Genomic DNA, 13,549 nt, shown 5'->3' with positions numbered 1-13,549 from the left:
AGTTACACTAATTTGAAATAATTGGTATTAAGCAATCGGGCAGAATTCTTGAAGACTCAATTTAAGTGAAGAAATCAGGCTCTTTTAAAAAGAACTAAAAAATCGAAAGCTAATGGGCTGACCATCTCAATGTTAAGGGGGGAGCAGCTTCCATTGCCCCTCGGAGACAACTTCAACGGCCCCAAGGGTCACTTTGATTGCCGTATAAATGTCAATCGCGTACCCTGGCGCTGAGACGCCAGCTGCCCACTTTTCTGCATTGGGCTAGGTATTGTCCGGTAACATCTCGTAATCTAGGGTTGGGATCTCTAAAATTACAGGAAAGGAGAATCTAAAATGGATAATCTGAAATTGATTGAAACATATAAAATATTTATAAAAAAATATTCAATGGAACAACTAAGGCATATACCTGAGCAAGGAGTTTGGTCTATCGGTCAATTGTATGACCATTTAATAGTTGTAGCTCATGAATATCTTGATAGTGTTGAATATTGTGCAACGTCTGGTAGAGAGCAAGAGGAGGGAAAGACGGAGTTTGGAGAAAATTTATTTAATATTGGTAGGTTTCCGCCAATTAAAATTAAATTACCGGACGAACTTGATACCCCACCCGACAATTCAAAAAGTAAAGAAGACATTTTGCTTCAGCTCGATCAATTAATGAAAAGGTTGAAAGAATGGGAAATGAAAGTAGATGATATAAATCCAAATTACAAAGCTGAACATGGAGGCTTTGGGTGGCTGAATGCAAAAGAGTGGTTTGCTCTTGTCGGGATGCATTATCGTCATCATCTGCGCCAGATGTATGAATTGGATCAAAAACTTGGGTTAAAAGCAAACATTTAGTAAGGGAATTATTGTGTTATAAAAAGGAATGTATCAAAATAATCCTACAGGTAAATTGATTGAGATTAATAGCAGAATATGAACAGTAGAACGAGGAAGCCAATCATTATAGAATCCAATTCCGCTGTTCTGCATCAACAAGTTACACTTTGCCCTCCGCGACTAGACGATCCGCCAATCCTGATTTCCCAGCCTTTGTTGATGAATCGTTTCCTCAAACGGGCTCGTAAAAATAAGACTTTCTGATTAGACCTATGTAGTTCATTCTACGGTGAGGAGCAATATGGTGAAAGCAACCCAATCATAAACAACGTCATATGCACCCTCTTCAATATCTAAATCAAAAATATTATGAACAAAGGAGAACTGAAAATGAGAAAGCTCGTACTATTTCTGCACGCATCGCTGGACGGTTTTGTAGAAGGGCCGAACGGTGAAATGGACATTGGCTGGGTTTCCTACGATGCTGAATTGGAGAAACACGCGAAAGAAATTCTGAGTACTGCCGACACTGTTATTTGGGGACGTGGGACTTATCAGATGATGCACAATTACTGGCCATCTGTGCCTTCGAACCCATCAGCTTCGCAGCATGAACGGGATCATGCCGAGTGGATCGAAAAGACATCCAAAATCGTTTTTTCCACGACGCTGGAGAAAGTTGAATGGAACAATTCCAGACTGGTGAAAGAAGATGTCGAGGAACAAATCAAGAACCTCAAACAGCAGCCAGGCAAGGATATGGTCATCCTCGGCAGTCCTAGGTTCGCACATTACCTTATGCAGCTTGATTTAATAGATGAGTATAAAATTACGGTTTCACCCGTTCTGATTGGCATCGGGTTGCCGTTATTCCAAGGTCTCAAGGAGAAGATCAATCTTAAACTTATCGAAAACAAGACATTTGATTCTGGAGCCATAGGCCTCGTTTACCAGACGGTTAGATGACCTTGTCTCCTAAAGTAAATTACGCTAACCGGATTACGTTAGCACAATAAAAACAGCGGCAGTCTAGGTCTTTCGAGTTCCTATTTGTCACTGCTTTTTTTACGAGTCAATCTATTCAGTTTGTCGGGTAATCGTGTCGTTAAGATTGGATGTTCCACAAACTGGCGCGATCGAGGAACAAAGATCAGCGCTTCGTTTTTAATGGGCTAAATAGATAAATAGCTTATTGTAGGAATTTTTAGATTATGAAATTATTAGTATCAACCAGTAGGGTAGTCTAATTCAACAAGGAAGTGATGATATGCAAGGTTATAATGTATTGATGGTTTATAACAAAGATATGGACAAGTTGTTAATGTGTGAAAGGTTGAAAAACCCTTATAAAGGCTTAAATAATTTAGTAGGCGGAAAAATTGAAGATGGAGAAAAAGGTATAGATGCTGCTTATAGAGAACTACTTGAAGAAACTAATATTTCCAGTGAAGACATAAATCTTCATCACTTAATGGATTTTAAATACTTTCTACAAGATTGTTATGTTGAAGTATATGTTGGTAGATTAAAACGAGATGTATTAGTTTCTGGAGATGAAAATATTCTTTATTGGTCTAATTTAGATAATAACTTTTTTGATATGTCCTTATTTGCTGGAGAAGGAAATATAGGTCATATGATAGAGCAAGTGAATTATGTTAAAGACAGGCTATTCTCTGATAAAAACTTGTTTGTATAGTACATTCTTCTTAAAACATATCTTCAACAATAGGGCGCAAAAATTGAATAGAGCTGAGATTTCTTGGATGCTAGTTTAGCAAAGGAATTGATATTATGTATATATACTTTCCCTATTGTGCTATTTCACTCCTTTTTTCAGAAGATTCAGCTGTATAATTTAGAGTTTAATATGATAAATAAGCTATCTATTTTTAAATGGAGGATATTTATGAGTAAATTTCCAATCTTAGAAACAGAAAGATTAATATTGAGAGAAGTTGCAACAGAAGATGCTATTGACATGTATGAATACTTATCTGATAAGGATGTTGTCACACATATGGGATTAGAACCATACAAGTCATCAAAAGACGTTTTAAATGAAGAAATTAAATGGTACAAATCGATTGTGGAGGAAGGAACAGGAATTAGGTGGGTAATTACAAAAAGGGAAAGTAGTGTTGTTATAGGTAGCTGTGGTTTTCTAAACATGAGTCCTAAGCATCATCGTGCGGAAATAGGTTTTGAGTTACACAAAGAATTTTGGGGGCAAGGAATAGCTAGTGAAGCAGTTGAAGCTGTTATTCATTACGGTTATAAGAAGTTAAATATAGAGAGAATTGAGGCTATAGTAGACCCATCAAATTATCCATCCCAACAATTAATGAAAAAGCAGGGTTTTAGAAAAGAAGGCTTATTGCGGCATTATGAATACAATTTCGGGAAATTTAATGATGTATATATGTATTCAATGATTAAAGAAGATTTTAATTTGAAAAACCATTTAAATATTGTTAGCTTCGCTAGAGATAAAGATTAAGCTACTAAGAAGCGATTTAGCAGACCTTTCTCATTTATTTATTTTTCGCAATCGGGCGCAAGAATGGAACAAAGATGGATTGTTTCAGCAGTCTTTTTTCAGTTAAATGGTAAGCTTAACAAGAAACTATGTAAAATATAAATAAAAAAGTCATTTTAGAGGAGAGACTGATTGTGCTTTGTTTTTGTGAACATAAACAAAACCAAGAATTAAAAGTTGAAGGCGATGTTGGAGCAGACCCGATATGGTGTAATCGATGCGGGTGTAACTTTGATTTAGAAGACATCCCGATATAAATGAGTTGAAAAACGAATTAATAGAATGGGCAAATAAGTATGGGGAATGGATTGATTGGGATCATGATCAATTAATTCCAAATGGAATTGAGATGGAAGAAGAACATAATAAACAAGGTGCTAAATTAACAGAAAAAGTAAAGAAAGAACTTAGAAGTAAATATAGAATAAAATTTTCATCTTCAACAATGGCAAGAGCGTATGCAAATAAAAAATATTAACCCTTGTTTAGTTAATAGCAGTTAATACAAGCTTGTTAGATATTCAAGAGAAGGGCGCAATCCAGAGGGATTTTAGCTCAATTTTCATTTCAGGGCCAGATTATGGAGTGATTTATGTTACGTAGTAGACTCGTACTACGCAGCAAATGGTTTCATTTTAGTCGAGTTTGTGAGAGATGTACTAAGTTAAATAGTTTAGTTGAATTCTATTGGTTTAATTAGCAAAAAAGGGAGATTGTAAAGAAACAACCTCCCTTTCATATAAATTTATTGCTATTTTAGTTTTTGTTAGCTTCTTGTTGAATGAAATCCTCGGTCGAAATTACATTGGCATATATTCCATTAAGTGCGCTAATGAATGCATAATGAACCTGTTCTGCTGGCACTACCTTACCTTGGTAAGCTAAGTCTGTTGTCGTACAAGCATCTTCTATAAGTGTAGATTCAAAACCTAGCTCCATTGCTGCTCTGACTGTGGCATCCACACACATATGCGTCATCATACCCACAATTACTAGTTTGGTCACTCCGTTTTCTTTTAAATTGCTTTCTAAATCAGTATTGAAGAAGCTGTTAGGTGTATGTTTTATGATAATATTTTCTTCTTCTATCGGTAAAACAGCCTCATTTATTTTTACTCCCTCAGTATTTGGAAGAAAAAAACCTATACCTTCATCATTCGAAATATGTTGGACATGAAATATATTATCTTTCTTATTCTGTCTAAACCATTTAAGAATTTCACCTGCATTATTAGCAGCTTTTACTGGATTGCTCAATTCCATTTTACCGTTTGGAAAATAGTCGTTTTGTATATCAATAATAATTAAAGCAGTGCTCAATTTTTTCACCTCATCAAAATATTTAATATAATATAATGATAAATAATATCTTGATTTTAATCGATACTTTGATGAAACACTTCTATATCAACTAATTTCATAGTGAAAGGAATTTTTTATGGAACTTGATAATATCGATTTTCAGATCCTGCGGTTACTATCCGAAAATTCACGTATTCAATGGAAGGACTTAGGAGAACAGATTCATATGACAGGTCAAGCAGTAGGGAATCGTATAAAAAAACTTGAGGAAAATGGTGTTATTAAAGCCTATTCCTTAATCATTAATGAAATGGAATTAGGACTTCCTTATACGGCGTTTGTCATTATGCATATGAAAACACCAAATCATGATTCGTTTATTGGTTTTATTAATGATCAGAATGAGGTAGTGGAAGCTCATCGAATATCTGGGGAAGGTTGTTACCTTTTAAAAATAAAAATTAAATCCCAAGAAGAACTAAATCTTTTTCTTAATAAACTTCTCGAACATGGAAATTATAGTTTAAACCTATCTATAAAAGAGATAAAACAACGTCATCCGCTGACTGCTACATAACAATATAAATCTTAATACAATACATATTGTTATAAATTGTACTTGAGCTAAAGAGTGCTAAAGTTAAAAAAGTCATTTGCTATGCAGTACAAACGATACTGTTCATTAGAAAAAGGATCTTCAACAATCAGGCGCAATCTTTAAACAAAGATCAGCACGTATTTTCAATTTATGGTCATACAACCGAAAAAAATCGGCATCGGGTATTTATGTTTAAATAGTTAGAAGATGTAAAAGATTGCACTTAAAGTAATGGAACAGAATTCTTCAATTAAGGCATACTAACATCTTATAAACAATTAATAGAAAAAAGGAAGGCATTAAAAATTAAACTGCCTTCCTTTTTTCTCTGCGACTGTATTTAACTGAGAAAATGCTGTTTTACATAATCAATTTACTTAGTTTACTGGAAATAGACTTAATCAGTCGGACTGCTTCACACTAAGTACGGTGATTGTAACCAGGATAAGCAGCATTCCCAGAAGTTGAATAGTGGACAAATGATCTCCGAGAAGCAGAACGCCAAATAATGAAGCTGTCACCGGCTCTACCATAGCGACCATCGAAGCAGTTGACGGGGCAGTCAACTTAATGCCAATTACATAGAAGATAAATGATATTCCAGCCCCCACGATTCCTAATAGAAGAAACCATCCTATGTCACTTGAGGTCACCACACTAGCTACTTCATCATTGTCCGCTAAAAGAAAAAGGATGAGACAAAATGAAAAAAATGCGATGGATAAGATGGTTTGTGGTTTTCCGATGGAAGAGGCATTTTTAAACCCAAATATAAACAATGCATAGGATAGTCCAGCAGCAAGCCCCGCTGCCGCCCCTGATAAACTTACTGAAATTGAATGAGTATTGTAGGCACCTGTTAGCAGGATAATCCCCATAAGTACACCTGAAATGCACCCCCATTTAAAGAAAGACGAACGTTCTATTCGTAATAAAAAGGAGATTAAAAGGACGAACACAGGTGCGGTGTACATTAATGTAGCTGCAACAGCAATGCTTGAGGATTGGATACTGAGAGCGTAAAAAGTGAAATTTCCAGCAACACCAACACCCGCCAAAAGGGCCCATATGTATAAACGTGTAGAGAAGATCCAATTTTGTTTAAAGCGAAAGGAAAACCAAGCGAAAAAACATATAAACCCAACAGCCCCTCGGTAAAGGGAAATTACAACAGGATCCCATCCTTTGTTCATTAAAATAGCGGCAATTCCCCCACTAATGCCCCAGCATATAGCAGCTAGTATAATTAATCCTACACCTGCGAATTTCATCGTGACCTCCTGAATATAAGTAAAAGTTATTAAAGGCTATTCCTTTAAATTCTCATACCTAAACCTAAAAGGCAGAAGAAGTAGTCAATAATACTGACAGCCTGGACCCGTTGCTAAGTTGCGGAGAGGTTTTTTTTCATATATCTATTCTGAAGGATGTATAAACGCCATGCTAGTCCTACTGCACCGGCAGCTAATCCGCATATTAAACCGATCCAATATCCGAAAGCACCGAATTCCGTAAAATTAGCCAGTAGGAAACCAATTGGCAGACCAATAAGCCAATAGGATACAAAGGCAAGCATAAAGGTGACATTGACATCTTTATACCCTCTCAAAGCTCCTTGTATTGGTGCAGCAATGGCATCAGAAAGTTGAAAGAAAATGGCGTATAAAAGAAAAGCGGTGGTTAATGCAATAACCTCAGGGTCTTTTGTGTACAAATATGCGACTTCTGTTCTGAAAAAATATAGGAAGACCGCACAGATGGAGGAAAGCAGGACTGCAGAGGCCACTCCCATAATGGTGTATTGTTTAGCATCTTTTATACGTCCTGCTCCAATCTCAAAGCCGACCAATATAGTCAGTGCCATCGATATGCTTAACGGAATCATATATAGAAGCGAAGCAAAGTTAAGGGCAACCTGATGGGATGCAATAGTAACCGTATCAAATGAGCTCATAAGAAGTGTTACAGCAGAAAAAATGCTTGTTTCAAAAAATATGGATAGCCCGATTGGAACACCAATAAGCAAGATCTCCTTCCATTTGGAGAGGGAAACCGGATATAGCTTCTGAAATAAAGGGAAATCTGTAAATGGATGTTTTCTTAGTACTATATATAATGAAATAAAAGTGATTAGCCAATAGGTTAGAGCGGAAGCAATACCTGCACCTATTCCACCCAAAGCTGGGAGTCCCAGTTTTCCAAAAATCAATAAATAGTTCAAAAGAACATTTATCGGTAAGGAAAGCAGTGTGATGATCATGGATGTTCTGGTATGCCCTAAAGCGTCAATAAAGCATCTCAAAACGGTATGAGCAAATAAAGGTACAATTCCAAATCCAAGTGCCACCAGGTAGTACTTAGCTACATGTCTTACTTCAGATTCGAGACTCATGGCTGAAAGGATCGGATTAAGTGATAAGGCTCCGATACCGATAACAACAATACTCATGGCACCAGCAACATACATTCCTTGAGTAATAGAAAAGGGGACATCATTCGTATTTTTTGCTCCGACCAATTGCGCCACTATTGGTGTAATGGAGAGTAGAATGCCGCTTAGTCCAGTGTAGACAGGTACCCAAAGTCCTGCTGCAATGGCCACTCCCGCCAAGTCACTTGCTCCAACATTTCCCGTCATCATGATATCAAAAAGATTCATGGAAAATAGCCCGAGCTGTGTTACGAGGATGGGGACGACGATTTTAATAAATACATGTAAACGTTCTTTATAGGAAAAAGCTTGATGCATAGCTTGCCACGACCTTTAAGTTGGAGTGAGGGTGCAATATTGTAAAGGATTATATCATATTATTTTTTATTTAGGGTGTAGAAATAATTTTTCGGAATTATTTATTATTATGTGCAAATTTCCCTTAATCAACAAAGATGTTGACACATATCTCTAAAGCTACTAGAATAGTTATATATTAAAACTACATACTCACAAGCCCAATCAAAGGGGAGTAGCTATGAGAACGATATTGCCGTCATGACGTGACTGAATTATTCAGCACCGGCTTTATCGGCAACGACGATGTTGTTAGCAAGACCTTTGCCTAAACTGGAAATTGGACAGTTCTAGGTAAAGGTCTTTTTATGTGTTCGTAAAAAGCCTTTACCGATTTCCAGGTAAGGCTTTTGTTATGTTAAGGCTATTTTCGTAAACTTTGTTGTTATTTCGTATTTATCAATCACTCGTTATATACCTTGTTGTGCTCTTTTTCCTAGCTGTACGGAATAGACTACATGCTTATTTCAGAGTAATAAACGGTATAAAGTCCAATTGCCAACTTTTTACTAGCGAATAGCAACAATTTTTGAGAAAAGAGCTTATGTTAAAAGGAGAGGAAACCATGGAAATATCATTATTATTGGAATATGGCTGGGTTCTTCTTGTCCTGATTGCACTTGAAGGTATCTTGGCTGCTGACAACGCACTAGTACTAGCAATTATGGTAAAGCATCTCCCGGAAGAGGCACGAAAGAAGGCACTATTTTACGGTCTGGCTGGAGCCTTTGTTTTCAGACTTGGATCTTTATTTGCCATCTCGTTCTTAGTATCTATTTGGCAAGTGCAAGCTCTTGGTGCGGCATACTTGCTGTTTATAGCTCTAAATCATATTTGGCGAAGGATTGCAGTGGCGAAGGTGGAGCATGCTGCCGGTGTTGACAAGCCCAAGAAACAATCCGGTTTCTGGATGACGGTTTTCAAAGTGGAAGTCGCGGATGTTGCCTTTGCAGTGGATTCCATTTTGGCAGCTTTTGCATTAGCGATGACCTTGCCACAAACGAACCTACCTCCAATCGGAGGCATTGATGGTGGACAATTTATCATTATCTTCCTTGGCGGATTCATTGGGGTAGTGATCATGCGTTTTGCAGCTACGATGTTCGTTAAACTGTTAAAGGAAAGACCAAGTTTGGAAACGGCAGCATTTCTGATTGTGGGTTGGGTCGGTTTCAAATTGGCTATGTACACATTGGCACATCCAAGTGTCGGCGTTCTTCCTTACCATTTCCCGCACAGCCCACTGTTTAAAGCGATGTTCTGGATTGTCTTAATAGGTATCGCTGTCGGTGGATGGATTGTCTCTGGAAAGAACAAAGTGGTCCAGGAAGTGGACAGTATCAAGTAAATGATTCATATCACTTCAAGAACATTTGAATAGTTGATATAATGTATTAGGCTGTTGACAATTCATTGTCAGCAGCCTTTTTATAAGAATAAGAAAGCATATAATTCCGTTGATTTCCGTTCCAGGCGCTTCGCTTGCCTGCGGGCGGTCCGTGAGCCTCCTCACTCCGTTGCGGGGTCTCACCTGTCCCTTCCTCCCGCGGGCGTCTGCGCGCCTTCCACTCCAATCAGCAAGATAATACCATTCGCCCAAAGGATAATTAAAAAATATCTAACAGAGGTGACTGGTTTCTAGCTGTGGATTGGAGCAAATGGCGAAGACTCCAGCGGGGGAGAAGCGACAATCTTGAGACCCCGCAGTGAAACGAGGAGGCTCAAGGGCGCCCCGCGGAAAGCGCAGCCATTTGCGGAAAGGAACAGCGGGTGATTAACCAAACAACTAAGGTTTTTATCTTTAAAAGGACCGGGCTTTTTCTGCACGGTTTTCTTACTAGGTTGTAAATATCCAATCTTTAACTAACCACTAAATGTGAGATACTAAAAGGAATAGATGAAAAGGAGACTATAAACGTGTTTACAATAGATCAATTACCACCAGAAATCCAAGAGAAGATCAACAGGTTCAGAGGGAAAGAAGAATACAACTTTCTGATTGGTACAGCAGGATATACAGCAACAGATGATGATGTCCTGTACGATAGCATTATCGCCTTGGCGATGGGGAAGAACGTTCTCCTGAAAGGCCCTACTGGTTCCGGAAAAACGAAGCTGGCTGAAACTTTGTCCTCTATTTTTCATCAGCCTATGCACAGCATCAACTGTTCGGTTGATCTTGATGCTGAAGCTCTACTCGGTTTTAAAACCATTGATAATGTTGATGGGAAAGCAACTATCGAGTTTGTACCAGGACCTGTGATACAAGCGATGAAACAAGGTCATTTACTGTACATTGATGAAATAAACATGGCAAAGCCAGAAACCTTGCCCATTCTCAATGGGGTATTGGACTACCGGAAAACAATTACCAACCCATTTACAGGGGAGGTTGTAAAAGCAGAACAGGACTTTGGTGTCATTGCTGCCATCAATGAAGGGTATGTGGGAACGGTTCCACTGAATGAAGCATTGAAAAATCGGTTTGTGGTCATTGACGTTCCCTATGTACAGGGAGATGTTTTATTCCAGGTGTTGAAAAGTCAATCCCGATTGGACAATGACAAATTGCTTAAGAAATATGTAACCTTATCATCCGACCTTATTGCCCTTGTGGAGAATGGCAACCTATCTGAAGAGGCTGCATCCGTACGTGCACTTATAGATACATGTGACCTTAGTGTGTATTTGCCGCCAATCCGTGCCATTCAGCGTGGTATTGTAGAGAAGCTAGAAGACGATAGAGAAAAAGCGGCCATATTGAACATCGCACAAACTTTGTTTGAGTGAGGGATTTACATTGAGACCAATCGTATTTAATGACAAAAAAATCGACTCTTTCCTTTTCATGGAGCTATCCGACTTGGCAAGCTCTCTTTCCAAGAAAAAAGAGCTTGAAGTGGAGTACGCGTTTAAATCTTACTATGACCCTTATGTAAATAAAATTTTTATCAGCCTGTTCTGGGATAACCATCCCGAATACGAAAAAATGCACGGCATGAAAAGTGATGTCTATTTACGTAGCATCGGATCCGTCCCGCATACGGATTATAAAGTAATCCGAGAACTGTTCGTGTTCATGAAGAAAACCCATTTGAGCAGTTTTTGCAGGCAGTTGTTCATGCTATTGGAGGACCTGAGGCTAGAGGAGTACTGCAAACGGGAACGACCTGGGACAACTAGAACATTCATGGTCAGAAGAGTGGAGTATCGCAAATACTTTCGCAGCCAGCTGACGGTCAATGCAGAAAGAAATATTCTGACTGATGCACTCTATAATCTTTTATACCTTCTTTTGACTACTGATAACCCGTTGGAAGATGTGCCTTCATTGAACCATGAGGTCGATCTTGCACTTCCTTTTATAAGAGAAGAAGTATCCAGATGTTATGAAGCAAAAAGCACGGATGATATTTTCAGAAGCATCAAAGTTATTGTGGAAGTCCTGGAAGATCTGCTGGAAAAGGATATGCTTAATACCTATTTCTTCCTTCCTGACTTTTCTGAAAGACAAGAAGAAGAGCCCGCTCCAACCTTTGATGAGTTGAAAAGAAAAAGTGAATTGAAAAATGATGATATAAAACAGAAGGATAAGGAAGATGACGATGAAGATGTCCACGAAGACAAACTACCGACCTGGCATCGTGAATCGGAGAGCAACAATAAGAGCTTCCTCCAATTCGATATGGAGCAAGGGACAAAGACAGACCTGATGGGAGAAGGGGTACGAGAAGGTGAGGACGGAGACCAGGCGATGGGCTTCGTACAAGGCCAGAGTCAACAGACCAATAAAAACGACTATTCCAAGCTTGAAGCGCTGGATGTGTTAAACGATTCAAAAAAGGAAGGAGGAAGCGGCGCAGAATTTGGGAAAGAAAACAAGTACGCCTATCCTGTCTTTTTGAAACCTGACGTTGTTTTTAGAGAACAAAATTTTGAATATGAAGAATATAAGCAGTTTGTTGCTCCCTATCAAAAGAAGCTGAAGCAGTTGATTCAGAAAACATTGGAACACAAAAAAATCCTGCCAAGAAGTGATCTTGCGTTTGGCAGACTCAGTAAGAAACTCATACCATGGTTCACTGATGACAACCCGAGAGTCTTCTTTAAAAAAGATAATCCATCCATTGAAATCGATGCAGTTTTTTCCCTGTTGGTCGATTGTTCCGCATCCATGTTTGATAAAATGGAACAGACCAAATATGGCATCACTCTTTTTCATGAAGCATTGAAATCGGTATTTGTTCCTCATGAAGTGGTCGGATTCTGGGAGGATACCAATGATGCGACCTCCACAAGCCAACCGAATTATTTCAAAACAGTCATTGATTTCTCTTCCAGTTTAAGACCTGCTTCAGGCCCTGAGATCCTCCATTTAGAACCCGAAGAAGACAACAGGGATGGGTATGCAATCAGGCATATGACTAAGAGACTAGTACACCGAAGCGAAAAGCAGAAGTTTCTACTTGTATTCTCAGATGGAGAACCAGCAGCGATGGACTATGAGAAGAACGGGATAGTAGATACCCATCAGGCGGTCATGGAAGCAAGAAAGAATGGCCTTGAAGTTATTAATGTGTTTTTGGCCAATGGTGAAATTGATGAGGGGCAAGTAAAAACCATTCAAAATATGTATGGAAAGTACAGTATTCTAGTTCCGGATATTGAAGAGCTACCGGATGTACTCTTTCCATTATTAAAAAAATTATTGTTAAAAAGTTTATAAAACAGGCAGTTAGGCTAACTCTAAGATACAAGGAGTTAGCCTTTTTATGTCGGGAGTGAATATTTATGGTTTTTAAAATAAGACCTGAAGCGTTTTTTAAAACAAGTCTCATACTTTTTCTTCTATTTCTATTGGTGGCAGGTTTAACATTGCTCGATGCAGTCTCCTCCTGGGACAGTATGATTGGAGAAAGTGTGTACAAATTTGCAGAGATGGATCGTTTCTTTATTTTTCTGTCATTTATCGGATCAAGGCTGTTCTTTTATCCCGTTCTTATCATAATTTCAATCGTTCTACTTTATAAGAAAAATTGGGCATTTGCAGTATTCTTATGGTGTAACCTAGTTGGCGTTCGCCTTTTAAATACATTTGTGAAAAGCATATTTACGAGGGAAAGGCCACCCTTGGACCACATTGTTGAAGCGGGTTATTACAGTTTCCCTAGTGGACATGCCATGAATTCGATGGCATTCTTCGGCGCAATTGCCATCATGGTACTTTTGATGGTTAAGATTGATTGGATTAAGAAATCTGTCATTGCTTCCTGCTTATTATTGATTTTACTAATAGGACTGAGCAGGGTATATCTAGGTGTCCATTATCCGCTAGATGTTCTTGGTGGATTTTTAATGGGGGCATCGTGGCTACTTTCGATTACAGCAATTTTGGTAAAAGTGGAACAGAAGAAAAGAAAATTGTTTTCGTTCCATAACAATGGGTAAATATGATACATCTGGTAAAAATAACTTTACACTACTTTAAGGA

Annotated in this window: 13 protein-coding genes and 2 pseudogenes; 10 read left to right on the top strand and 5 right to left on the bottom strand. The window is 38.2% G+C overall.

From position 1 onward, the window contains the following. Positions 1 to 132: 132 nt before the first annotated feature. Positions 133 to 303, bottom strand: a pseudogene (locus tag AB685_RS31970) (peptidase E); the annotation flags it as partial. A 33-nt stretch (positions 304 to 336) separates the two neighbouring features. Here AB685_RS31970 and AB685_RS01470 point away from each other — a divergent pair. Then, positions 337 to 849: a DinB family protein gene (locus AB685_RS01470; RefSeq protein WP_047968781.1), complete on the top strand. Its 513-nt coding sequence runs from the start codon at positions 337 to 339 to the stop codon at positions 847 to 849. A gap of 235 nt (positions 850 to 1,084) precedes the next feature. Here AB685_RS01470 and AB685_RS31965 read toward each other — a convergent pair. Next, positions 1,085 to 1,212 (bottom strand): annotated as a pseudogene (locus tag AB685_RS31965) (class I SAM-dependent methyltransferase); the annotation flags it as partial. 9 nt (positions 1,213 to 1,221) lie between these two features. On the opposite strand from AB685_RS31965, the gene AB685_RS01465 reads away from it, so the two are divergent. The 4 genes from AB685_RS01465 (at position 1,222) to AB685_RS32475 (ending at position 3,848) form a co-directional block, all read left to right on the top strand. Further along, complete coding sequence (locus AB685_RS01465; protein ID WP_047968780.1) at positions 1,222 to 1,797, top strand: dihydrofolate reductase family protein; 576 nt, start codon at positions 1,222 to 1,224, stop codon at positions 1,795 to 1,797. A gap of 301 nt (positions 1,798 to 2,098) precedes the next feature. Next, positions 2,099 to 2,530: an NUDIX domain-containing protein gene (locus tag AB685_RS01460; RefSeq protein ID WP_047968779.1), complete on the top strand. Its 432-nt coding sequence runs from the start codon at positions 2,099 to 2,101 to the stop codon at positions 2,528 to 2,530. Positions 2,531 to 2,740: 210 nt separating this feature from the next. Further along, complete coding sequence (locus AB685_RS01455) at positions 2,741 to 3,331, top strand: GNAT family protein (protein ID WP_047968778.1); 591 nt, start codon at positions 2,741 to 2,743, stop codon at positions 3,329 to 3,331. A 301-nt stretch (positions 3,332 to 3,632) separates the two neighbouring features. Further along, on the top strand, positions 3,633 to 3,848 hold the full coding sequence (locus AB685_RS32475; protein WP_347230857.1) for a hypothetical protein: 216 nt from the start codon (positions 3,633 to 3,635) through the stop codon (positions 3,846 to 3,848). 278 nt (positions 3,849 to 4,126) lie between these two features. Here the strand turns inward: AB685_RS32475 and AB685_RS01445 are convergent, their stop codons facing one another. Next, positions 4,127 to 4,690, bottom strand: a complete 564-nt coding sequence (locus AB685_RS01445) for a cysteine hydrolase family protein (protein ID WP_047968777.1) — start codon at positions 4,688 to 4,690, stop codon at positions 4,127 to 4,129. Positions 4,691 to 4,808: 118 nt separating this feature from the next. On the opposite strand from AB685_RS01445, the gene AB685_RS01440 reads away from it, so the two are divergent. Then, entirely contained in the window at positions 4,809 to 5,249 is a 441-nt protein-coding gene (locus AB685_RS01440; RefSeq protein WP_047968776.1) for an Lrp/AsnC family transcriptional regulator, read from the top strand. A gap of 422 nt (positions 5,250 to 5,671) precedes the next feature. On the opposite strand, the gene AB685_RS01435 is transcribed toward AB685_RS01440, so the two are convergent. Next, on the bottom strand, positions 5,672 to 6,541 hold the full coding sequence (locus tag AB685_RS01435; protein WP_047968775.1) for a DMT family transporter: 870 nt from the start codon (positions 6,539 to 6,541) through the stop codon (positions 5,672 to 5,674). A gap of 113 nt (positions 6,542 to 6,654) precedes the next feature. Continuing rightward, positions 6,655 to 8,019 (bottom strand): MATE family efflux transporter, encoded by a 1,365-nt coding sequence (locus tag AB685_RS01430; RefSeq protein ID WP_047968774.1) that lies wholly within the window; start codon positions 8,017 to 8,019, stop codon positions 6,655 to 6,657. 604 nt (positions 8,020 to 8,623) lie between these two features. Between AB685_RS01430 and AB685_RS01425 the strand changes: the two genes are divergently transcribed. The 4 genes from AB685_RS01425 (at position 8,624) to AB685_RS01410 (ending at position 13,506) form a co-directional block, all read left to right on the top strand. After that, positions 8,624 to 9,406: a TerC family protein gene (locus AB685_RS01425; protein ID WP_047968773.1), complete on the top strand. Its 783-nt coding sequence runs from the start codon at positions 8,624 to 8,626 to the stop codon at positions 9,404 to 9,406. Between the two features lie 569 nt (positions 9,407 to 9,975). After that, positions 9,976 to 10,848 (top strand): MoxR family ATPase, encoded by an 873-nt coding sequence (locus AB685_RS01420; protein WP_047968772.1) that lies wholly within the window; start codon positions 9,976 to 9,978, stop codon positions 10,846 to 10,848. 10 nt (positions 10,849 to 10,858) lie between these two features. Then, positions 10,859 to 12,784, top strand: a complete 1,926-nt coding sequence (locus tag AB685_RS01415; protein WP_047968771.1) for a VWA domain-containing protein — start codon at positions 10,859 to 10,861, stop codon at positions 12,782 to 12,784. 65 nt (positions 12,785 to 12,849) lie between these two features. Then, positions 12,850 to 13,506: a phosphatase PAP2 family protein gene (locus AB685_RS01410; RefSeq protein WP_047968770.1), complete on the top strand. Its 657-nt coding sequence runs from the start codon at positions 12,850 to 12,852 to the stop codon at positions 13,504 to 13,506. Positions 13,507 to 13,549: the final 43 nt, after the last annotated feature.

The organism is Bacillus sp. LL01 (assembly GCF_001037965.1).
The sequence above is the reverse complement of the archived record's forward strand: the minus strand, read 5'-3'. Positions and strand labels throughout refer to the sequence as shown.